Annotated in this window: 20 protein-coding genes; 15 read left to right on the forward strand and 5 right to left on the reverse strand. The window is 69.3% G+C overall.

Annotation, left to right across the window (positions count from 1 at the left end):
* The first annotated feature begins 1 nt into the window (after position 1).
* The 5 genes from DBV35_RS00630 to DBV35_RS00650 are packed head-to-tail and all read left to right on the forward strand — an operon-like array spanning position 2 to position 6046.
* Positions 2-1375, forward strand: a complete 1374-nt coding sequence (locus DBV35_RS00630) for an FAD-dependent oxidoreductase (RefSeq protein ID WP_108658331.1) — start codon at positions 2-4, stop codon at positions 1373-1375.
* A complete protein-coding gene (locus DBV35_RS00635; RefSeq protein ID WP_108658332.1) occupies positions 1372-2763 on the forward strand; it encodes an MmgE/PrpD family protein in 1392 nt (463 codons plus the stop codon). Before DBV35_RS00630 ends, DBV35_RS00635 begins: the two co-directional genes overlap by 4 nt.
* Positions 2760-4157 (forward strand): dihydroorotase, encoded by a 1398-nt coding sequence (locus DBV35_RS00640; RefSeq protein ID WP_108658333.1) that lies wholly within the window; start codon positions 2760-2762, stop codon positions 4155-4157. Before DBV35_RS00635 ends, DBV35_RS00640 begins: the two co-directional genes overlap by 4 nt.
* A complete protein-coding gene (locus DBV35_RS00645) occupies positions 4158-5147 on the forward strand; it encodes an asparaginase (RefSeq protein WP_108658334.1) in 990 nt (329 codons plus the stop codon). It begins immediately after the preceding gene.
* A gap of 11 nt (positions 5148-5158) precedes the next feature.
* The gene (locus DBV35_RS00650) at positions 5159-6046 is read left to right on the forward strand and encodes a polysaccharide deacetylase family protein (protein WP_108658335.1); all 888 of its coding nucleotides are present in this window, start codon (positions 5159-5161) and stop codon (positions 6044-6046) included.
* An 87-nt stretch (positions 6047-6133) separates the two neighbouring features.
* Here DBV35_RS00650 and DBV35_RS00655 read toward each other — a convergent pair whose 3' ends face one another.
* Positions 6134-6793, reverse strand: a complete 660-nt coding sequence (locus DBV35_RS00655; RefSeq protein ID WP_108658336.1) for a TrmH family RNA methyltransferase — start codon at positions 6791-6793, stop codon at positions 6134-6136.
* Between the two features lie 166 nt (positions 6794-6959).
* Here DBV35_RS00655 and DBV35_RS00660 point away from each other — a divergent pair, with 166 nt between their 5' ends.
* Entirely contained in the window at positions 6960-7553 is a 594-nt protein-coding gene (locus DBV35_RS00660) for an HD domain-containing protein (protein ID WP_108658337.1), read from the forward strand.
* 72 nt (positions 7554-7625) lie between these two features.
* On the opposite strand, the gene DBV35_RS00665 is transcribed toward DBV35_RS00660, so the two are convergent.
* The gene (locus DBV35_RS00665; protein ID WP_108658338.1) at positions 7626-8990 is read right to left on the reverse strand and encodes a nitroreductase family protein; all 1365 of its coding nucleotides are present in this window, start codon (positions 8988-8990) and stop codon (positions 7626-7628) included.
* A 167-nt stretch (positions 8991-9157) separates the two neighbouring features.
* Between DBV35_RS00665 and dctP the strand changes: the two genes are divergently transcribed.
* The 9 genes from dctP (at position 9158) to DBV35_RS00710 (ending at position 18753) form a co-directional block, all read left to right on the forward strand.
* Positions 9158-10174 (forward strand): TRAP transporter substrate-binding protein DctP, encoded by a 1017-nt coding sequence (gene dctP, locus DBV35_RS00670; RefSeq protein WP_108658339.1) that lies wholly within the window; start codon positions 9158-9160, stop codon positions 10172-10174.
* Between the two features lie 68 nt (positions 10175-10242).
* Positions 10243-10749, forward strand: a complete 507-nt coding sequence (locus tag DBV35_RS00675) for a TRAP transporter small permease subunit (protein WP_108658340.1) — start codon at positions 10243-10245, stop codon at positions 10747-10749.
* A 41-nt stretch (positions 10750-10790) separates the two neighbouring features.
* Positions 10791-12101 carry a TRAP transporter large permease gene (locus DBV35_RS00680; protein WP_108658341.1) on the forward strand — a complete coding sequence of 437 codons (1311 nt, stop codon included), beginning with the start codon at positions 10791-10793 and terminating at the stop codon, positions 12099-12101.
* Between the two features lie 7 nt (positions 12102-12108).
* On the forward strand, positions 12109-13473 hold the full coding sequence (locus tag DBV35_RS00685) for an MmgE/PrpD family protein (RefSeq protein ID WP_108658342.1): 1365 nt from the start codon (positions 12109-12111) through the stop codon (positions 13471-13473).
* A gap of 202 nt (positions 13474-13675) precedes the next feature.
* Positions 13676-14869, forward strand: a complete 1194-nt coding sequence (locus DBV35_RS00690; RefSeq protein ID WP_108658343.1) for an ABC transporter substrate-binding protein — start codon at positions 13676-13678, stop codon at positions 14867-14869.
* Positions 14870-14934: 65 nt separating this feature from the next.
* Entirely contained in the window at positions 14935-15726 is a 792-nt protein-coding gene (locus tag DBV35_RS00695; RefSeq protein WP_108658344.1) for an ABC transporter ATP-binding protein, read from the forward strand.
* On the forward strand, positions 15723-16427 hold the full coding sequence (locus DBV35_RS00700) for an ABC transporter ATP-binding protein (protein WP_108658345.1): 705 nt from the start codon (positions 15723-15725) through the stop codon (positions 16425-16427). Before DBV35_RS00695 ends, DBV35_RS00700 begins: the two co-directional genes overlap by 4 nt.
* A gap of 2 nt (positions 16428-16429) precedes the next feature.
* Positions 16430-17443 (forward strand): branched-chain amino acid ABC transporter permease, encoded by a 1014-nt coding sequence (locus tag DBV35_RS00705; protein ID WP_108658346.1) that lies wholly within the window; start codon positions 16430-16432, stop codon positions 17441-17443.
* Positions 17440-18753, forward strand: a complete 1314-nt coding sequence (locus tag DBV35_RS00710; RefSeq protein ID WP_108658347.1) for an ABC transporter permease subunit — start codon at positions 17440-17442, stop codon at positions 18751-18753. The genes DBV35_RS00705 and DBV35_RS00710 overlap by 4 nt, the downstream gene beginning before the upstream one ends.
* 8 nt (positions 18754-18761) lie before the next feature.
* On the opposite strand, the gene DBV35_RS00715 is transcribed toward DBV35_RS00710, so the two are convergent.
* The 3 genes from DBV35_RS00715 to ribA are packed head-to-tail and all read right to left on the reverse strand — an operon-like array spanning position 18762 to position 21168.
* Positions 18762-19187 carry an aconitase X swivel domain-containing protein gene (locus DBV35_RS00715; RefSeq protein WP_108658348.1) on the reverse strand — a complete coding sequence of 142 codons (426 nt, stop codon included), beginning with the start codon at positions 19185-19187 and terminating at the stop codon, positions 18762-18764.
* Complete coding sequence (locus tag DBV35_RS00720; protein WP_108658349.1) at positions 19184-20440, reverse strand: aconitase X; 1257 nt, start codon at positions 20438-20440, stop codon at positions 19184-19186. Before DBV35_RS00720 ends, DBV35_RS00715 begins: the two co-directional genes overlap by 4 nt.
* Positions 20441-20466: 26 nt before the next feature.
* Complete coding sequence (ribA, locus tag DBV35_RS00725; protein ID WP_108658350.1) at positions 20467-21168, reverse strand: GTP cyclohydrolase II RibA; 702 nt, start codon at positions 21166-21168, stop codon at positions 20467-20469.
* Between the last annotated feature and the right edge of the window lie 225 nt (positions 21169-21393).

A 21393-nucleotide genomic window follows, 5' to 3' on the forward strand; every position in this document is an offset into this window, starting at 1 on the left:
GATGGGCGACGAGATCGACTTCCTGGTCATCGGCGGGGGCGCGTGCGGCCTCGCCGGGGCGATCGCGGCTGCGGACGCGGGCCTCTCCACCGCGATCCTTGAGAAGACCGAGCGGCCGGGCGGCAACTCGGCCCTCAGCACCGGCTCGGTGCCCGCCGCCGGCACGCGCTTCCAGCGCGAGGCCGGGATCGAGGACGATGCGGAGGCCTATTTCCGCGACCTGATGGTCATCGCCGGGGAGACCGACGATCCGGACCTCGTGCGCCGGATGACGGCGGTGTCGGCCGAGACGGTCGAGTGGCTCGTCGACACGGTCGGCGCGCGGATCGAGCTCGTCACCGCCTACAAGCATATCGGCCACACCAAGGAGCGCCTGCACGCGCCGAAATCGCGCCGCGGCATCGACCTCGTGAACGACCTCGTCGCCGCCGCCGAGGCGCGCGACGTGCCGATCGCGGTCGGCAATGTCGCCAAGCGCCTGATCGTGGAGGACGGGGCGGTCCGTGGCGCGGTGGTCGATGCCGGGGGCGGTGAGGAGATGGAGATCCGCGCCCGCGCGACCCTTCTCGCCCTCAACGGGTTCGGCGCGAACCGTGACCTCGTCGCGCGCTTCTGCCCGGAGATCGCGGGCGCGCAATATTTCGGCGCGCCGGGGTCCGACGGGGAGGCGGTCATCTGGGGCGAGAGCCTCGGCGCCCGGCTCGACAACATGGCCGCCTATCAGGGCTATGCCGCCGTCGCCGACCCGCACGGCAGCATTCTCTCCTGGACGACGATCGAGAAGGGCGGCGTGCTCCTCGACGCGAGCGGCCATCGCTTCGGCGACGAGAGCCTCGGCTATTCGGGCTATGCGCGGATCGTCCTCGGCGCCGGCCCGCACTCCTACGCGATCTTCGACCAGCGGATCTACGAGATCGCGATGCAGGAGGAGGAGTTCGCCGAGCTCGACGCGCACGGCGGGCTGAAGAAGGGGGCGACCGTCGCCGAGGTCGCCGCCGCGCAGGGGCTCGACGGCGCGGTCGCCGAGGACGCCGTCGCGGCCTACAACCGTGCCGCGTCGGGGGAGGGGGCGGACCCGTTCGGCCGAACCGCCTTCGGCCTCGCCCCGCTCCAGGCGCCGTTCTACTCGTGCCGCACCGTCCCGGCCCTCTTCCACACGCAGGGCGGCCTCCACGTCGACGCCGACGCCCGCGTGATCCGCACCGACGGCACCGCGATCCCCGGCCTCTATGCCGGCGGCGGCGCGGCGGCGGGGATCAGCGGCCGGGCCGGCGCGCTCGGCTACGCCTCGGGCAACGGGCTTCTCACCGCCATCGCGCTCGGCCGCCTCGCCGGGCTCGACGCGGCGCGGCGCCTCGCGCCGGGGCCGGCATGAGCCTCGTCCACGACCTCTTCGACCGCCTCGACGCCGTCGCGGCGCTTCCGCCCGACGTCGAGCGCGTCGCCGCCCGCCACCTTCTCGACGTCGTCGGCGTCGCCTTCGCGGCGTCCGGCAGCCCGGTCGGCGCACCCTGGCGCGGCCACGCGGCCCGCGTCGGCGCGCGCGGCGGCCCGGCGAGCCTCATCGGATCGCCGCTCGGCGCGGCCCCGGCCGACGCCGCCCTCGTCAATGGCGGGCTGATGCACAGCCTCGAATTCGACGACACCCACACCGGCTCCATCGTGCACGGCAGCGCCGTGCTCGCGGCGGCGACGATCGCCGCGGCCGAGGCGGCCGAGGCCGAGGGACGGCCCGTCACCGGCCATGCGCTTCTTGCCGCCTACGCGCTCTGGTACGAGGTTCTGATCCGCGTCGGGCTCGCGGCCGCCGGCGGCTTCCAGCGACGCGGCTTCCAGATCACCTCGCTGGCCGGCACGCTCGCCGCCGCCGCCATCGGGGCGGGCTTCGCGGGCCTCCCGCGCGAGGAGCGGGTCGCCGCGGTCGGCATTTCGCTCAGCCAGGCCTCGGGCGTGTTCGAGTTCCTCAGCAACGGCTCCAACGTGAAGTCGATGCACCCCGGCTGGGCCGCCCATGCCGGCCTCGTCGCGGCCGAGCTCGCGGCGTCCGGCCTGCGCGGCCCACTGACCGCCATCGAGGGCCGGTTCGGCCTCTTCCGCGCTTTCGCGGGAGACGAGGAGGCGGCCGGCCGCTTCGCCGCCACGATCGGCGATCTCGGCGAGAAATGGCACCTCCGCGACGCGGCCTACAAGCTCCTGCCGTGCTGCCATTATCTCCACCCCTTCGTGGAGGTCGCGGGCCGCATCGCCGAGACCACGCCCGCCGCCGCAATTGCCTCGGTCGAGTGCCTCGCACCGGAGGGTGTCGCGCCGATCGTGTGCGACCCGTGGCCGTTGAAGCAGGCGGCCGAGGGCCACGCGGCGCGCTGGAGCCTGCCGGTGAGCGTTGCGATGCGCATCGTCGACGGCGAGGTGAATCTGGCGAGCTTCGAGCGTCCGCTCTCCGACGGCGTCGCCGACCTTGCCCGCCGCACCACCTGGGCCCCGCTCGAGAACAGCGGCTTCCCCCAGCGCTTCGCCGCCAAGTTGCGCGTCACGCTGCATGACGGGCGCGTCCTCGAGGGGCGGGTCGACGACGTCTACGGCAACGCCTCGCGCCCGGCCTCCGAGGCCGCGCTCGACGCGAAATTCCAATCCAACATGGCGCGCGCGTGCGGGCCGGAGGCGGCGGCGCGACTCAGCGCGGCGGTCCTCGGCCTCGCCGACGGCGCGAACGTCGCGCCGCTCACCGCGGCGCTGAAGGAGGCGGGAAGGGGAGAGCGATGACGGGATATGATCTCATCGTGCGCGGCGGCGAGGCGATCCTTCCGGGGATCGGCCGCACGCCGTGCGACATCGCGGTCGCGGACGGCATCGTCGCCGCGATCCTCGCGCCCGGCGCCGAGGCCCATGCGCGCGAGACCGTCGACGCCACCGGCATGATCGTGATGCCGGGCGTCATAGACGGCCACCTCCATCTCGGCCACGGCAACGACATCGCACGCCCGCGCGTGCCGGAGGATGCGGCGGTCGAGACCGCGTCCGCCGCGTTCGGCGGCGTCACGACGATGATCCCCTACCTGATGGCGACCGGCCCCTACGAGGCGATCTTCGAGGAGGTCGTCGCCGTCACCGAGGCCGGGGCGCGCATCGATTTCGGCTACCATTTCATCATTTCGACCGAGGAGCAGCTCGCGGGGGTACCGACCTATATCCGCGAGTTCGGCGCGCCCACCCTCAAAATCTTCATGAACAACAGGGGTGGCGAAGGGGCCCGGCTCGGTCTCCCGGATATCGACGACGGCTACTTCTTCCGCCTCGCCGAGGCGGCGGCGCAGCATGGCGGCATGGTCTCGCCGCATCCGGAGAATATCGAGGTCGCCTGGGTGCTGCGCGAGCGCGCCATGAAGGCCGACCCCGACGGGAAGGGCGGCCTCGCGGCGTGGGATTCGACCCGCCCCGGCTTCGTCGAGGCCGAGGCCGTCCAGCGCGCGGCCTTCCTCGCCAACAAGGCGGGCGCGCCGCTTTATGTCGTCCACACCTCCTCGGCGGATGCGCTGGAGGCGGCGCTCGTGCGCCGTGCGGCGGGCGACACCGTCCACGTCGAGACCTGCCCGCATTATCTCACCCACGATGTGGACTGGGAGGGCGGGGATGTCGGCAAGATCAACCCGCCGCTGCGCTCGGCGGCGGACCGCGAGCGGCTCTGGCAGGGGATCTTCGACGGCGACGTCGACACCGTCGCGACCGACCACGTCCACCGCGGCATCGCCGCCAAGGAGGGCGGCATCTGGAAAGCCTCGCCCGGCTGCCCCGGCATGGAGACGCTGCTCCCGGTCATGCTGAGCGAGGGCTTCCACGCCCGCGGCCTGCCGCTGGAGCGCATCGCATCGCTCCTCTCCGAGCGGCCGGCGGAGCTGATGGGCCTTTCCCGCAAGGGCCGCATCGCGCCCGGCATGGACGCCGACTTCGTGATCGTCGATCTCGACGCCGAGCGGGTGATGACGCGCGACAAGGTCGTGTCATCGGCCGGCTATTCGCTCTATGAAGGTCGCACGCTCAAGGGAGCGGTTCGGGACACTTATGTGCGGGGCGAGGCTGTGGTGAAGGACGGAGCGCTGGTGGCGGAATCGGCCGGGCGGGGGCGCTATCAGCGCCGCATCCTCGGGGGCAAGCGCTAGGTGGCGCGCGTCGCGATCATCGGGACCGGAGGAACCATCTCCTCCATCGCCACCCACCGCCTCGACTATCGGGACTATCCGGAGACGGGCACCAAGCTCTCCGTCGAGGGGATCATCGCCGAGATCGCCGAGTTCGTGCCTTTCGCCGAGCTCGTCCCTGTCGCCTTCCGCGCGGTCGGCTCCAACGCGATCGGCCCCTCGGACTGGGTCGCGCTCACGGCCACCATCGCCGGGCTCGACGCGGCGGGCGGGCTCGACGGGATCGTCATCCTCCACGGCACCGCGACGCTGGAGGAGACCGGCTACTTTCTCCACCTCGCCCTGAAGACCGCGCTGCCGGTGGTGGTCGTCGGCGCGCAGCGGCCCCTCAACGCGGTCGGGACGGATGCGGGCGCCAACCTCATCGGCGCGATCCGCACGGCGGCGGCGCCGGAAAGCCGCGGCCGCGGCGTCCTCGTCGTCCTCAATGACGAGATCCACTCGGCGCGCGACGTCACCAAGGGCTCGACCCATCGCCTCCACGCCTTCCAGTCCGGCATCTACGGCGCGCTCGGCACCGTCGACCCGGACCGCGTCGCCTACGCGCGGCACCCGGAGCGCGCCCACACGCTGGCGACGCCCTTCCACGTCGCGGCGGAGACGGTGCTCCCGCGCGTCGACATCCTCTACGCCTATGGCGGCACCGACGGGGCGCTCGCCCGCGCGTCGGTCGCGGCGGGCGCGGCCGGCATCGTCTCGGCGGGCTTCGCCCCCGGCATGACGAGCCCCGACGAGAAGGACGCCCTCGTCGAAGCCGTGGCGTCCGGAGTCGCGGTGGTCCAGTCCACCCGCGTCGGGGCGGGTCGCATCACGCGCGAGCGCTATCTCAGCGAAAACGGCTTCATCGGGGCGGACGACCTCACCCCGCAGAAGGCGCGCGTGCTCCTGATGCTCGGCCTCACGCTGACGCGCGAGCGGGACGCGCTCCAGGCCCTCTTCGCTGCGCACTGAGGGAAGCGCCTATGGAACTCGCCACGCACGGCCGCTACGACTATGTCCCGCTGCCCGACCGTCCGACCTACGAGTGGCCGGGCGGCAAGCGCCTTGCCCTGTGCGTGTGCAACAACATCGAGGTGTTCAGCTATCGCAGCGGCCTCGGCAGCGACAGCGCCGTCCTCAACGCGCCGCAGACCCACCGCAACTATGCCTGGCGCGACTACGGCAACCGCGTCGGCCAGTGGTATCTGTTCGACCTTCTCGACGAGCTCGGCCTGCCCGCCTCCCACAATTGCAACGCGCTCGTCCTGGAGAATTGCCCGCAGATCCTCGACCGGATCATGGCGCGCGGCGACGAGATCATCGGCCACGGCCTCACCAATGCCGAGCGGCAGGACGACCGCTCCGAGGCGGCCGAGCGCGCGCTGATCGAGGAGGCGACCGCGCGGATCGAGCGCCTCTGGGGCCAGCGCCCGAAGGGCTGGATGGGCCCCTATTTCGCGCAGAGCGACGCGACGCTCGATCTCCTCAAGGAGGCGGGCTACGACTTCATGCTCGACTGGCCGGCGGACGACCAGCCCTTCTGGCTGAACACCCGCGCCGGCAAGATCCTGTCCGTGCCCTATTCGGTGGAGCTGAACGACTCGCCCTCGATGGCCTTCCGCCAGGAGAGCGCGATGTCATTCGAGCGCATGATCATCGACCAGTTCGACGAGATGCGCCTCCAGTCGGCGAAATACCCGCTCGTCTTCACGGTGATTCTCCACCCCTTCATCATCGGCCACCCGTACCGGTTGCGGGCGCTGCGCCGCGCGCTCGGCCACGTCCTCGCCCACCGCGACGACCTCTGGGTCACGACGGTGCGCGGCGTCGCCGACTATTGCGCGGGCCTGCCGGACGGGATCGTCCCCTGACAGCGGGGGTTCTCGTCAAGGCCTGCGGATCGGACCTTGCGAACCCAGCGATGACCCGCGGCGGGTCGCTTCAGCGACGCTGATTGATCAGCTGTCGTCGCTCGGCCGGGCCATCACCGTCGGCAGCGGATCCGCCCGCTCACCCCTTTGACCCTTGCGCAGAAACTTGCACTGATATTCGCGCCGCTGTTTCGTGATTTCGTAAAGAACAATTCCGGTACTTGTGCCGAGATTGAGGCTCTCGATCATGCCGAACATCGGTATCGCGACGCACATCTCGCAGCTGTCGACGGCCTGTGCACTGATGCCGCGCCCTTCGTTTCCGAACCAGACGGCAAGCTTCGCGTAGGGCGTATAGTCACCCTCATCGAGATAGATGCTTGTCTTCCCTTTTACGTGCGGTGAGGTCGCGATTGAGACGAAGCCTTGCTGCGCCAGGTGGCTCAAGCAGGCTTCGGTGGAGTCGAAACGCTTGACGAATGTCCATTTTACCGCGGATGCGGAGGTTTTTGAGAGCGACCTCCGTTCGCGCATGTCCTGCCAGTCGTCGGGGAGCGATCCTCGTGGATCGACGATATAGACCTTCTCCACGCCGAGTGCGTTCGCGTTGCGCACGACCGCGCCGATGTTCGCAATGTCTGTCGGCTCTTCCAGCACAGCGACCAGGTGCTTGCACCGAAACGGCTTGATGGCGGCCGCGCGCTTGCGGACCGAAGGCTTCGATCTCTTTTCTTCGATGTCTTCCATGCCGTCTGCGTACCATTCTGAAAATGAGTAGCCAACGAGCAAATGCCCCGAGCCAGACCGCTGCGGGCACTCCGCGCAGGACGCCATATCGGGCGCGACCGTGATTGTCAGCCATGACCCCGGAACGGGGAAGACGGCGGGCGAGGAGGGGTCTATAGGTGCGGCCATGACGCAGCCCGACCCCGCTCAATCCCTCGCCAAGGATCTCGCCTTCCTGGTCGAGATCGACCGCCTGAAGTCGATCGTGCGCGCCTCGCCGCTCCTCGACCGCTCGCGCAAGGAGAACAGCGCCGAGCACTCCTGGCACGTCGCGATGTACGCTCTCATCCTCGCCGACAAGGCGGAGGGCGACATCGACATCGGCCGCGTGATCTCGATGCTCCTGATCCACGACATCGTGGAGATCGACGCCGGCGACATGCCGCTCCATGGCGGCGGGGACAAGGCGGCGCAGGAGAAGGCCGAGGCGGCGGCCGCCGACCGGCTGTTCAGCCTCCTCTCGCCCGAGAAGGCGGAGGCCTTCCTCGCCCTCTGGCATGAGTTCGAGGCGGGCGAGACGCCGGACGCCCGCTTCGCGCGCTGCGTCGACCGCCTTCAGCCCGTGCTCGGTAATCTGGAGACGGGCGGCGGCACCTGGACGGAGATGAGCGTCACCCACGACCGCGTCGTGGAGCGGTGCGGCCCCCCGATCGAGCGCGGCTCGCCCGCGCTCTGGGCGCACGCCGCGGCGCGCGTGAAGGCCTATTTCGACGAGAACTGAGCCGGCTCAGGGCGCGTTATCCCGCGATGGCATCGTGGCGGGATGGACCAACGCGCGCGTCAGACGGCAGCCTCAGCCCTTCGGCGTCGCGCGCAGCGCGTAGAGGCGGCGGCCATAGCGCGACCAGCCGCGCGTCACCACGGCATCGTGGCCCGCGGCCTCGCCGATCCCCACCTCGTCCTCGATGGTGAAGAGGGCGCGCACCTCGTCGCGCACGGTGCGGGCGGGGAGGGGGATGAACGGCCCCTGGTTCGGCACCTGTCCGCGCGACTCGGTGCGCCGCCATTCGCGGCCATAGCGCGAGACCATGTTGCGCGCGCTGAGGACGAGCGCGCCGCCCGGCTTCAACACGCGCGCCGCCTCGGCGAGCATCGCCGGCCGGTCCGGCACGTGCTCCAGCGTCTGCGGGAAGATCACGACGTCGACCGACGTGTCGGCGTGGGGAAGGCGCCCCTCCACCATCGTCTCGAATCCGACGCGGCGCATGTCGACGCCCTCGGCGGCGAGGCGCTCGCGGATGAAGAGGATGTTGCCCTCGGAGAGCTCGGCGACGTCGAGCGTGACGCCCTCCGGCAGGCGCCGCGCGAGCGCGACGGTCGAGGTCCCGCCCCAGGGCATGATCTCGACGACACGGGCGCCTGGCGCCAGCGGCGGCAGCAGGTCGAGCTCACGCTCCTCCGCCTCGGCGTTGCGGCGTGAGACGTAGACGCCCGCGATCGGCGACTTCGCCCACACCGCGAAACCGCGGAAGTCGGCGATCTGGGCCCAGCGCCATTCGGCCGGGTCCCACACCGCGTAGGGATTGTTCTCGCCGCGGATCGCCTCGAACGGATAGGTCTCGGCGGGCTTCACCGGATAGATCGTGTCGGCCGGGCGCTGGAAGGTGCCGTAGGACAGGATCGTGTCGAGCGGCCGGCGCGGCGCCTTGAGGCGCGGGGCGAGGTCGGTCGCGCGGCCGACGGCGAGCGCGCCCTGGATCTCGAACAGCGGCGGGATCTGCATCAGCTCGCGCAGCGGGGCGTGCGGGCCGATGCCGGCATTCCAGATCGTGTGCAAGCCTCTCAGGTGCGCGCTGATGCTCATGTGATAGGCTGCCGCCGCGACCGACTGCACGACGGAGAAATTGTTGTGCGACCACCCCTTCTGGAAACAGAGGAAGATCAGGGCGCTGCACTCGGCGAAATGGGGATTTCCGCCGGAGATCTCGCACGCCCGCGCGAGCGCCGCGCGGTCCGTCACAATCACGAAATGCCACATTTGATGATTGCAGGACGAGGGCGCTTCGGTGCCGTCCGCGATGATCTCGCGCAGGATCTCGGGCGCGATCGGGCTTCCGTCGAACACGCGGCAGGAGAAGCGTTCGGCCATGGCGCGCAGGACGGTTTCGGCGCGGTCCGAGACCTGCATCCGCTCACGCTGACCGGGTTCCAGATACATGGGAAACTGCCCTCATTCTTGCATGCGTGCTGTTTGACAGATCGCGGAGCCTATGTAAACTGTTGACAGTTATCAGGTGCGAATGAGCCCCGGATCCGGGCGTGATCAACCTGAAACCGGGACGTTTTGGTGGCCATGGAAGATGGCCGGCACGAGGGAGAACGCAGATGGCTTTCAAGGATTGGTTGTTTGGCGGCCTCGCCGCCGTGGCGCTCATGGGCGCGGGCGGCGCTGAGGCGCAGGAATTCCGACTGAACTGGGGCCACTATCTCCCCAACAGCCCTTTCCTCGAGGTCGAGCGCGAGTTCGCCGACGCGGTGGAGCAGCGGACCGACGGTCGCGTGAAGTTCAACATCGTCTATGCGGGCGGCCTCGGCGCCGGCAACGAGCTTCTGACCCTCACCGGCCGCGGCGCCATCGACATGGCCGCGATCGTCCCCGGCTACTATGCCGACCAGCTTCTCTTCACGAAGATCCTGCAGACGCCGTTCGTGTTCGACTCGCCCGGCCAGGCGATCGACGTTGCGCAATATTCCTACGCCGAGCTCCAGCCCTTCCAGGACGAGCTGAAGGCGGCGGGCGTGCGGCGTCTCTACCATCAACCCCTCGGCTCCTACTACATGGCCGGCAAGACGGACGATTGTAAGACGATCGCGGGCCTCAAGGGCAAGAAGGTCCGCACCTTCGGCGCCGACATCCCGAAGATGATGGACGCGATCGGCGCGGTGCCGCAATCGGTCGGCGCGGGCGACCAGTATGAGGCGCTCGAGCGCGGCACGCTCGACTATGCGTTCGTGAACTTCGGCAACATCGAGAGCTACCGCCTCAACGAGCCGGGCCCGAATATGTGCGGCCCCGCCCTGTCGATGGCCGGCCATCTCATCGTCATCGGCGAGCGCACCTGGAGCCGCCTCCCGGAAGACATCCAGGCCATCATCACCGAGGAGGCCGAGAAGGCCCAGAAGCGCTACGTCGAATGGGTCGACGCGAGCGAAGCGGCCGCCGCCGAGCGCCTCGCCGCGGCCGGCGCCAAAATCTTCACGCTGAGCGACGAGGACCTCGCCGCCTGGAAGGCGGCGACCCCCGATCTCCTCCAGGTCTGGGTCGACGACATGGCGAGCCGCGGCAAGGGCGACGAGGCGGCCATGGTCGCCGAGAAGTGGCGCGAGTTGACCGCCAACTGATCCGGGGCATCCTGACGGCGGCGGCGCCAGCGTCGCCGCCGTCGATCGTCTAGCGTGGAGCGGGCCTTTTGACTCTTCTGTCCAAGATCGTGGAGCGGCTCGCCTTCGGTTGCGTCCTCCTGGGCGGCCTCGGCCTGCTGATCGCGATGCTGCTCGGTGTCGGAGACGTGATCGGCACCTTCTTCAACCACCCGCTGCCGGGCGCGCTGGAAGTCACGGAAAGCACGATGGTGCTGATCGTCTTCGGCGGCCTCGCCTACGCGCAGATCCGCCGCCGCCACATCCGCGTCGAGCTCGCCTATCTGCGCGCCGGGCCGCGCCTGCGCTCGGTGATGGACATCATCGCGTCCGTCAGCGCGATCGTCTTCTTCTCGCTCCTCGCCTGGCAGGGCTGGAACGAGGCGCTCTACAGCCTCAGCATCAAGGAATCGACCTTCGGGATCGTGCGCTTCCCGCTCTATCCGGCGCGCTTCGCGCTCGTGCTCGGCTCGGTCCTCTTCATCCTCCAGCTTTGCCTCGATCTCGTGAACGACATCCGTCATTTCGGAAATCCGCCGGACTATGAAATTGCGTAACGCGCCCGCGACCCGCGCCGACCGCCACGAGAGTGAGCCTCATGCTTGATCCGGCGACCGCGGCGATCCTGGCCATCGCCTTCGTGGGCTTCCTGCTCGTCGCCGGGGCGCAGATCGGCGTCTCGCTCGGTCTCGGCGGCCTCCTCGGCATGTATCTGACGGTCGGCCCGTTCGCGGCGAACGCCCAGCTCGCGACCGTCCCCTTCTCGACCACGAACTCCTTCACCCTCGCGGTGATCCCGCTCTTCATCCTGATGGGGTCGCTCGCAACGCAGGCGCGCCTCACCACCGACCTCTACAACGCCGCCTACAACTGGGTCTCGCGGATGCCGGGCGGCCTCGCGATGACGACGACCATCGCCTCCGCCGCCTTCGGCGCGGCCTCGGGCTCCACCATCGTCAACGCCGCGGTCTTCACCCGCATGGCGATGCCCGAGATGACGAAGCTCGGCTACGACAAGCGTCTCAGCTCCGGCTGCATCGCCGCGTCCGGCACGCTCGCCGCGCTGATCCCGCCGAGCGTCCTGATGGTCATCTACGCGCTCATCACCGAGCAGTCGGTGGGCATCCTCCTTGTCGCGGGCCTCGTGCCGGGCATCCTGACGGCGATCGTCTTCCTCGTCGGCATCTACGTGATGGTGAAGCGCCGGCCTGAGCTCGCCCCGATGCCGACCGACGCGATCCCGCTGTCGAAGAAGCTCAGCTCTCTGAAGAACGTGTGGGGCACGGTCTTCCTCTTCACGCTGGTGATCGGCGGCATCTATGGCGGCTTCTTCGTGCCGACCTATGCCGGCGCGGTGGGGGCGTTCGGTGCGCTCCTCATCGTGATCCTGAAGCGGCGGGCGCAGCGCGGCGTCCTCGCCGAGACGGTGCGCGACGCGGTGCTGACGAGCGCCACCATCTTCACCGTCGTGATCGGCGGCATCCTCTTCGCCCGCTTCCTCACCTATACCGGCCTCGTCACGACGATCTCCGACTCGATCCTCGCCTGGGACCTGCCGCCGCTCGCCTATTTCGCGACCTTCGCGCTGCTCTTCCTCATCCTCGGCATGTTCATCGAGCCGATCGCGATCATGATCATGACGCTGCCGGTGATGTTCCCGGTGATGACCTCGGTCGGGTACGACCCGATCTGGCTCGGCGTCATCGCGGTGAAGATGGCGGAGATCTCGCTGATCACCCCGCCCGTCGGCCTCAACGTCTACGTGGTGCGAAGTTCCTCGCCCGTGCCGTTGACGCTCGGGCAGGTCTTCTCGGGCGTGTTCCCCTTCATCGTGATGGAGATCATCGTCCTCTTTCTCCTCGTCATGTTCCCTTCGATCGTGACCTTCCTGCCCAATCTCGCGCGCTGACGAACCGATGACCAAAGCCGACACCGCCGAAGCGCTCGCCACCCTCGCCGCCTGGAACGCGAGCGTCCGCCTCGACGCGGTGCCGGACGCGATCCGCGCCCGCGCCGCGCTGATCCTCGCAGACGATCTCGGCGCGATGATCGCCGCGCGCCACGAGCCGGAACTCATCGCGCTGCGCGACGGCGTCGCCGCGAGCGCCGGCCATGCCGAGGCGAGCGTCCTCGACGGGTCGGGCACGCGGCTCGACCGCTACTCGGCCGCCCTCTCGAACGGCACGGCGGCGGACTGGTGCGAGCTCGACGGCGGCTATCGGCGCGTCGTGTGCCACGCGGCGCTCTACTGCATCAGCGCCCTCATCGCCGAGGCGGAGGCGCGCGACGCGACGCTCGACGATGTGCTCCTCGCCCTCCTCGTCGGCTACGAGACCGTGGCGCGGGTAGGGGAGGCCTTCCACTTCGCCGACCTCGTCCTCCACCCGCACGGCGGGCTCGCGACGATCGGCGCGGCCGCCTCGGTCGCGAAGCTGCGCGGCGACGACGCGGCGACGACGCACGACGCGATCGCAACCGCCGCGACCCTCGTGCTGCCGGGCCCCTTCAACCACGCCGTCGAAGGGGCGCTGGTGCGCAACGCGTGGCCGGGCCTCTGCGCCCAGAATGGCCTGCGCGCCGCCGACTGGGCGCGGATCGGCGTCACCGGCAACGCGAACAGCCTCTACGAGGTCTTCGCCGGCATCTTCGGCGGCACGGCGCGGCCCGCCGCCCTCTGCGAAGGGCTCGGCGCGCGGTGGGCGGTGAGCGACTGCTATCACAAGATGCACGCCTGCTGTCAGTACGGCCACTCCACGGTGGAGGCGGTGCTGGAGGCGATCGGGACGGCCGGTGCGCTCTCGCCCGACGCGATCCGCGCCATCCATGTCGACACCCACCCGAAGGGCCGCAAGCTCGACAACGACGCGCCCGCGACGACGCTCGCCTCGAAATTCTCCGTGCAGCACATCGCGGCGGCGACGGCGGTGTTCGGCGCCGCGGGCTCGGCCGCCTTCCACGCCGACACGCTGACGGAGCCGGCCCTCGCGGCGCTGCGCACGCGCGTCACCATCGGGCCGTTCGAGCCGGAGTTGGCCGCCCCCAATGACCGGCCGGCCCGCGTCGCGATCACGCTCTCCGACGGGACGCGCCTCTCGGGCGAATGCCTCAGCGCGCGCGGCGGTCCGGACCGTCCCTTCGCGCAGGACGCCATCGAGGCGAAGACCACCGCGAATTTCGACGGCCTCTATGCGCCGCTCCTCGACGCCCTCCTCGACGCCGCGCGCGGCGGACGGGCAGCGGGCGCGACGGGTTGGCGCGCGCTCCTCGCGCCCGGAGCCTGACGCAGCGCCGCGCCGCGCCGCGCCCGGACCGGCGGCGCAAACGTGTTCCTCTCAGACGCCGCGCCGCGATCACTTGCGCGCGCAAATGATTCCGCACTGCAGCGGCGCGTTCGTCTTGCCGGGGCGAGCCATCGTGCGGGTTGCGGTCGCGCGGCCTTCGTGTTCAGGCTTAATCAGAAGAACAGGTGAGAGGGATCTACCCATGAAGACCGCTATCATGGCGCTCGCCAGCGCCGCCGCCATTGCCGCGGCCGCGCCGGCTGCCTATGCGCAGGACGAAATGAAGCTTGGTGTGCTGCTCGCCTTCACCGGGCCGCTCGAAAGCCTTGCCCCCTCGATCGCCTCGGGCGCCGAGCTCGCGATCAAGGAGGTCAGCGATTCCGGCAAGTTCATGGACGGGACGAAAGTGTCCCCGGTGCGCGGCGACTCGACCTGCATCGACGCCGGCGCGGCCACCGCGGCGGGCGAGCGCCTCGTCACGTCCGACGGCGTCGCCGCGATCGTCGGCGCGATGTGCTCCGGCGCGACGACCGCCGTTCTCCAGAATGTCGGCATTCCGAACGGGATCGTGATGATCTCCCCGTCGGCCACCTCGCCGGCGCTCTCCACGGTCGAGGACAACGGCCTCTTCTTCCGCACCGCGCCGTCCGACGCGCGCCAGGGCGAGATCATCGCCGACATGCTGACCGAGCGCGGCATCAAGGAAGTGGCGCTCACCTACACCAACAACGACTACGGCAAGGGTCTTGGCGACTCGATCGCCTCGGCCTTCGAGAAGGCGGGCGGCAAGATCACCATCAACGCCGCCCACGAGGACGGCAAGGGTGACTACTCGGCCGAAGTCGCCGCGCTCGCGGCCGCGGGCGGGGAGCTCCTCGTCGTCGCCGGCTATCTCGACCAGGGCGGCAAGGGCATCATCCAGGCCTCGCTGGATTCGGGCGCGTTCGACACCTTCCTCCTGCCGGACGGCATGGTGGGTGATGCGCTCGTCGCGGCGATCGGCGATCCGCTGAACGGCTCCTTCGGCGTCCTGCCGGGCTCCGACAGCGACGGCGCGGGCGTCTACGCCAAGCTCGCCGAGGCGGCCGGGTTCAAGCCGGGCGTCTATTCGGGCGAGGCCTATGACGCGGCGGCGCTCATCCTGCTGGCCATGGAAGCCGCGAAGTCGACCAAGTCGGACGACTTCAAGGGCAAGATCATGGATGTGGCCAACGCGCCGGGCGAGAAAATCATGCCGGGCGAGCTTGCCAAGGCGCTCGAGATCCTCGCCGGCGGCGGCGACGTCGACTATGTCGGCGCGACCTCCGTGGAGCTGATCGGCGCGGGCGAGAGCGCGGGCAGCTTCCGCGAAATCGAGATCAAGGACGGCGCCATCGAGACGGTGGGATATCGTTGATCCCGACTGACACACTTGCGGCCCGGGATTCCCGGGCCGCTTCGCATCCAACCGATGCATCGGCCATGGTCGCCGTCCACCACCTCTCGAAGTGGTTCGGCGGCATCCAGGCCGTGCGCGACGTTTCCCTCGCGATCCGCCGCAATTCGATCACCGGGCTGATCGGCCCGAACGGCGCCGGCAAGACGACGCTCTTCAACATCATCGCGGGCCACCTCCAACCGACGAGCGGCACGATCATCCTCGACGGCGAGGACGTGACGGGCCTTGCCCCGCACGCGCTCTTCGAGCGGGGGATCCTGCGCACCTTCCAGCTCGCCCACGAGTTCGCCTCGCTCCCCGTGCGCGAGAATCTGATGATGGTGCCCTCCGGCCAGCCGGGCGAGAACCTCCTCAATGCCTGGCTGCGGCCCGGCCGCGTCGCCGCGCACGAGGAGAGCCTGCGCAAGAAGGCCGACGAGGTGCTCGACTTCCTCACCCTCTCCCATCTCGCGAACGAGCGGGCGGGCAACCTCTCGGGCGGCCAGAAGAAGCTCCTGGAGCTCGGCCGCACGATGATGGTCGACGCCAAGATCGTCTTCCTCGACGAGGTGGGGGCGGGCGTGAACCGCACGCTTCTCAACACGATCGCCGACGTGATCCAGACGCTCCACCGCGACCACGGCTATACCTTCTGCGTGATCGAGCACGACATGGACTTCATCGCCCGCCTCTGCGACCCGGTCATCGTGATGGCCGAGGGCGCTGTGCTGGCGCAGGGCACGTCGGACGAGATCCTCGCCAACGAGGCGGTCATCGAGGCCTATCTCGGCACCGGCTCCAAGCACGCGCGCCCGACGGCCGGAGGCGGACAATGAGCTTCCTCAAGGCCGAGGCGATGCGCGGCGGCTACGGCAATGACGACATCCTCCAGGGCTGCACGGTCGAGGCGGACAAGGGCGAGATCGCGGTGATCGTCGGCCCGAACGGCGCCGGCAAGTCGACCGCCATGAAGGCCGTGTTCGGGATGCTGGCGCTGCGCGAGGGGCGCGTGACGCTCGGCGGGCTCGACGTCACCACCATGAAGCCGACCGAGCGCGTGCGCCACGGGATGAGCTTCGTCCCCCAGGTGCGCAACGTCTTCCCGACCCTCACGGTCGAGGAGAATCTGGAGATGGGCGGCTTCATCCGAACCGACGACATCTCCGGCACCATCGAGGAAATCTACGCGCTCTTCCCGATCCTCGCCGAGAAGCGCCGCCAGCCGGCGGGCGAGCTTTCGGGCGGCCAGCGCCAGCAGGTCGCCGTCGGCCGCGCGCTGATGACGAAGCCGACCCTCCTGATGCTCGACGAGCCGACCGCGGGCGTCTCCCCGATCGTGATGGACGAGCTCTTCGACCGGATCATCGAGGTCGCCAAGACCGGCATCGCCATCCTGATGGTGGAGCAGAACGCCAAGCAGGCGCTGGAGATCGCGACCCACGGCTATGTGCTCCAGCACGGCCAGAACGCCTACACCGACTCAGGGGAGGCGCTGCTCGCCAACCCCGAAGTCCGCCGCACCTTCCTCGGAGGTTGACCGTGGAAGGTCTTCTCAACGCGATCGTCCTCATCACCAATTTCGCGATCGTCCCGGGCCTCGCCTATGGGAGCCAGCTCGCCCTCGGCGCGCTCGGCGTGACGCTCACCTTCGCGGTGCTGCGCTTCTCCAACTTCGCCCACGGCGAGACGATGTCGTTCGGGGCGATGATCGCGATCTTCGTCACCTGGGCCCTCCAGTCGGCCGGGGTGTCGATCGATCCCCTGCCGACGGCGCTCCTCGCGCTCCCCTTCGCGATCCTCGCCACCGTCCTCTTCGTCCTCGCGACGGACCGGGTGGTCTACCGCTTCTATCGCCGCCAGCGGTCGGACCAGGTGGTGTTCATCATCGTCTCGATCGGCGTGATGTTCGTGATGGCGGGCCTCATCCGCTTCATCATCGGCCCGAACGATCAGATCTTCACCGACGGGGCGCGCTTCGTGATCTCCGCCGGCGACTTCCGCACCCTGACGGGCCTGCGCGAGGGTCTCGCGATCAAGACGACCCAGGTCATCACCCTCGTGACGGCCGCGATCTGCGTCGGCCTCCTCTTCTGGTTCCTGCAGAAGACGCGGACCGGCAAGTCGATGCGCGCCTATGCCGACAACGAGGACCTCGCGACGCTCTCCGGCATCGACGCCGGGCGCGTCGTCGTCATCGCCTGGGCGCTCTCGGCGACGCTCGCGACCATCGCGGGGACGCTCTACGGGCTCGACAAGAGCTACAAGCCCTTCGTCTTCCAGGAGCTGCTCCTGCCGATCTTCGCCGCCGCCATCGTCGGCGGGCTCGGCAGCCCGATCGGTGCGATCTGCGGCGGCTACCTGATCGCGTTCGCGGAGGTGTTCCTCACCTACGCCTACAAGCGCTTCCTCGGCCACATCCTGCCGGAGGCGTGGGTGCCGGACGGGCTCACCCAGCTCGTGGCGACGGAGTACAAGTTCGCCGTCGCCTTCGTCATCCTCGTGATCACGCTGCTCATACGGCCGACCGGCCTCTTCAACAGGAGGTCCGCATGACCGGCTTCAGGCGCAACGTCCTGCCCTTCCTGGTCTTCTTCCTGCTGATCATCCTCACCGGGATGACGCAGAGCTGGTCGCTCGCCTTCTCGATCCTCAACCTGTGCCTCGTCTCGGCGGTGATGGCGCTCGGCGTGAACATCCAGTGGGGCTATGCCGGGCTCGTGAATTTCGGCGTGATGGGGTTCACCGCGCTCGGCGGGCTCGCGGTCGTCCTCGTCGCGGCGTCGCCGGTGGCGGAGGCGTGGAGCGCGGGCGGTCCGGGCGTCCTCCTCGCGATCCTCATCGTGGCGACGACGGTCGTCGTCACGCTCGCCCTGCGGCGTCTCATCGACCATCCGGGCGGCAAGATGCTCGCGACCGCGGTGCTGGTGGTCGCCGGCCTCTTCGCCACGATGACGGTGCTCGGGCCCTCCACCGCGGCGATCGAGAAGGTGAACCCGTCCTTCACCGGTTTCCTCGGCGGGCTCGGCCTGCCGGTGCTCCTCTCCTGGATCGTCGGCGGGATCTTCGCGGCCGGCGCCGCCTTCCTCATCGGCAAGATCGCGCTTGGCCTTCGCGCCGACTATCTCGCCATCGCGACGCTCGGCGTCTCGGAGATCATCATCGCGATCCTGATGAACGAGGACTGGCTCGCGCGCGGCGTGAAGAATGTCGTCGGCCTGCCGCGCCCTGTGCCCTACGAGGTGGAGCTGCGCGAGGCGGAGTGGTTCGCGAGCCTCGTCGACCGCCTGTCGATGAGCCCGGTGGAGCTCTCCTCGCTCCTCGTGAAGGGCGCCTATGCCGGGCTCTTCGTCATCGTGCTCGCGATCCTTCTGTGGCTCGCCGAGACGGCGCTCCGCTCGCCCTGGGGCCGCATGATGCGCGCCGTGCGCGACAACGAGACGGCCGCCGAGGCGATGGGCAAGGACGTGAAGCGCCTGCACCTCCTCGTCTTCGTTATCGGCTCGGGCGTCATCGGCCTCGCCGGCGCGATGATGACGACGCTCGACGGCCAGTTCACCCCGTCGAGCTACCAGCCGCTGCGCTTCACCTTCCTCATCTGGGTCATGGTGATCGTCGGCGGGTCGGGCAACAATTGGGGCTCGACGCTCGGCGCGTTCGTGGTGTGGTTCGCCTGGGTTCAGGCCGAGCCCGTCGGCACGATGGTGATCGACTTCGCGACCTCATGGCTCGGCGAGGGCTCGCCGGTCCGCCAGCACCTCCTCAACAACGCGGCGCAGATGCGCCTCATCGTGATGGGAGTGGTCCTCCTGGTGGTCCTGCGCTTCGCCCCGCGCGGCCTCATACCCGAGACCGACCGGCGCTGACGCGGCTCTCAGACGCCGAGAGGGCGGATCGCCGCCGCCTCGCCGATCTCGCCCGTCGCCTCGATCGCGACGGGCGCGCCGCCTGCGATGGCCGCCGGCCAGTCCGTGACCTGGATGACGGGCGGGCAGGCGTAGCCGAGCTCGCGCCCGGCGAGGCAGCCGACCACCAGGATCGCGTCGACCGCGCGCAATACGATCGCCGCAGGGGCGAGGCCGGCGCGGATCAACTCCAGCATCACCGCCGAGGAGGAGGACGAGCCGACGAGGTCGTCAATCACGAGGCATGTTCCCGTGACCGAGACGCCCCGCTGCGGGTGGCGCGCGTTGATGATGAGCCCCGAAAAGGGATCGACGCCGCCCCAGAAGGAGAGCGGCGCGGCGAGGCGGAGCACCGGGCCTTCGCCCGCGCCCGGATAGAGGATCGTGCCGGTCATTGCCACAGGGTGAGATCGCGCGTCAGGGTGCCGGCGACCGCCGACTCCACGCAGTCCGAAAGGCTGCCATAGAGCACGTCGTAGCCGATATTGCCGGGAGCATAGTGGGCGAACTTGCCCGAATTGGTGAGGAGCACGCCACCGGGCTCCGTGATGATCCGTGTCGTCACGATGCAGGTGTCGGCGATGATGGTGATGCCCGCCGCGTCGAGCGTGGCGAGAAGCCCCTTCGCCTCCAGCGCGGCGACCACGTGGCGGCCGGTGTTGGCGTAGAAGGGAAGGCGCACCTTGCGCCCGCCGAGCGCGGCGAGCAGCGCCTCGAATTCCGCCATCGATAGGTGCGGCGAGCCGATGCCGATGGCCGTCACCTCGTCGCCCGTCGCGGTGGAGAGGAGGGCGAGCGCATCGGCGATGTCGGCCGGCGTCAGCGCGATCACCTCGTCCGGCGCCTCGCCCTGGAGGACCGCCTCGAGGGTCGGCGCCTCGGGCGTCTCGCCGACGACGTGGAAGAGGCCTACCGCGCCGAACGAGGCGGCGGACGCGCCGAGCGATTTCAGCCGGTCCTCGGTCGCCGCGCCCTGGAGCCCGTCGACCGCGACGACGCCGGTGCCGGCGCGTCGGCCGACGATCGCGCCGATCACCGGCCAGAACGCATCCTCGTGCTTCAGCCGGTCGCTGATCGCCTCGGTGGTGAGGACGATGCGGGCGCGGCGGTTCTCGGTCAGATGCAGCCCGGTGAGGGGGGCGACCCCCGCGATCGCGCAGGCGATGTCGAGATAGTCGCCATAGCGGTTCGTCCGCGCGCCGAGCACGGAATTGCAGAAGGCGACCGCGTTGCTCTCCCCCCAGGCGACCTGGTCGCCGAGCGCGGGCCGGTGCCCGGCCTGGTAGGGCGCGCAGGTCCACGTGGAGCGGCAGCCGAGCGCTTCGTAGGCGCGCATCAGGCGCAGCGCCATCTCGCGGCGGTGAGGCGGCAGGTGGACATTGCCGGGGCGCATCAGATCGAGCGCGCCGACATTCAGCGTAGACGGCACGGCGACCTTCGCCCCCTTCGCCACCAGGAACTCGGCGAACTCCGTCCCGGCATCGCCGTGATAGAGGCATCCGTCGATATGGGCGGAAGTGACGGGTGTCAGCGCCTCTGCGCCGAGAAGGCGCGCGGCGTCTGCGACGATGCGCATCGCGGCGGCCGCACCCGGCCCGTCAGCGCCCGCGAGGCGGGCTTTGTCCGCCTCGCTCAAAGCCAGGGCCACAGGGGCTCTCCTTCGCGGTGGATCGATCAGCGTTCGTAAATATACCCACGCGCGATCTTTTCGCGAATCTCCGCTGCGGCCCGCGCCGAAACGGCCTTTGACCACAGGTCGAGCGCCGAGCTCACGTCGATGCCCGCCGTTTCGAGGTCGCCGATCTTCTTCGGGTTGCCGGTGATGAGACGCACCGAGCGGACCTTCAGCGCCTTCAGTAGCGCCGCGGCCGCGTTGTAGCCGCGCTCGTCCACCTCGAAGCCCATCGCGACGTTCGCCTCGTCGGAGGAGTAGCGGCGCTGGCCGAGCTTGCCTTCGGAGAAACCGTACTGGAGGGCGAGGCAGTCGAGCTTGTTGGGGAGCCCGATGCCGCGGCCTTCCTGGCGCAAATAGATGAAGATGCCCTCGTGCCGGGCCTCCATCTCGTCCATCGACAGGCGCATCTGGTCCCCGCAATCGCACATCGACGAGCCGAACGCGTCGCCGAGAATGCATTCGGAGTGGATGCGCACGAGGATGTCCTCGCGCCCGGCGAGCGCCGTGCTGACGGCCCGGTGAAGGTCCGGCTCCTGGAGCCATTTGCGGCCGCCATAGATCATCGCCAGATGCGGATGATCGCCGAGCGGGCGGCCCACTTCCTCAAAGCCAACGCAGATCCAGATGCGGTTGTGGATTTCGACTGGCGCCACCGAGATGCAGTTGAGGCCATGCGCCTTGAACGTGCTTTTCAGATCCATGCGTCTCGTATTCTCCGACGGAAGCTTCCGATAGGTAGGTGTCTCAAGTCGCAACGCCACATTGACCTATGTATGTCGCACGACGAGCGTGACGACGCATTGAACGAGTCCTACGCTTTGTTGGATGACGACGCGCGGTAACAAGTTCGTGGGATGGTGAACGGGAACTCTTCGCGTTCCGTGCCGTTCGTCCGATTCGGCCTTTCGAGCCGATGGCCGCCCGTG

This window comes from Acuticoccus kandeliae, from assembly GCF_003073115.1.

Bases quoted from the DNA above. Each gene is read 5' to 3' on its own strand.
- DBV35_RS00710 (WP_108658347.1), top strand. From the start codon at position 17,440: ATGACCGGCTTCAGGCGCAACGTCCTGCCCTTCCTGGTCTTCTTCCTG.
- DBV35_RS00660 (WP_108658337.1), top strand. From the start codon at position 6,960: ATGACGCAGCCCGACCCCGCTCAATCCCTCGCCAAGGATCTCGCCTTC.
- DBV35_RS00650 (WP_108658335.1), top strand. From the start codon at position 5,159: ATGGAACTCGCCACGCACGGCCGCTACGACTATGTCCCGCTGCCCGAC.
- DBV35_RS00685 (WP_108658342.1), top strand. From the start codon at position 12,109: ATGACCAAAGCCGACACCGCCGAAGCGCTCGCCACCCTCGCCGCCTGG.
- DBV35_RS00680 (WP_108658341.1), top strand. From the start codon at position 10,791: ATGCTTGATCCGGCGACCGCGGCGATCCTGGCCATCGCCTTCGTGGGC.
- DBV35_RS00655 (WP_108658336.1), bottom strand. From the start codon at position 6,793: ATGGAAGACATCGAAGAAAAGAGATCGAAGCCTTCGGTCCGCAAGCGC.
- DBV35_RS00690 (WP_108658343.1), top strand. From the start codon at position 13,676: ATGAAGACCGCTATCATGGCGCTCGCCAGCGCCGCCGCCATTGCCGCG.
- dctP (WP_108658339.1), top strand. From the start codon at position 9,158: ATGGCTTTCAAGGATTGGTTGTTTGGCGGCCTCGCCGCCGTGGCGCTC.
- ribA (WP_108658350.1), bottom strand. From the start codon at position 21,168: ATGGATCTGAAAAGCACGTTCAAGGCGCATGGCCTCAACTGCATCTCG.
- DBV35_RS00640 (WP_108658333.1), top strand. From the start codon at position 2,760: ATGACGGGATATGATCTCATCGTGCGCGGCGGCGAGGCGATCCTTCCG.
- DBV35_RS00695 (WP_108658344.1), top strand. From the start codon at position 14,935: ATGGTCGCCGTCCACCACCTCTCGAAGTGGTTCGGCGGCATCCAGGCC.
- DBV35_RS00700 (WP_108658345.1), top strand. From the start codon at position 15,723: ATGAGCTTCCTCAAGGCCGAGGCGATGCGCGGCGGCTACGGCAATGAC.
- DBV35_RS00715 (WP_108658348.1), bottom strand. From the start codon at position 19,187: ATGACCGGCACGATCCTCTATCCGGGCGCGGGCGAAGGCCCGGTGCTC.
- DBV35_RS00630 (WP_108658331.1), top strand. From the start codon at position 2: ATGGGCGACGAGATCGACTTCCTGGTCATCGGCGGGGGCGCGTGCGGC.
- DBV35_RS00635 (WP_108658332.1), top strand. From the start codon at position 1,372: ATGAGCCTCGTCCACGACCTCTTCGACCGCCTCGACGCCGTCGCGGCG.
- DBV35_RS00665 (WP_108658338.1), bottom strand. From the start codon at position 8,990: ATGTATCTGGAACCCGGTCAGCGTGAGCGGATGCAGGTCTCGGACCGC.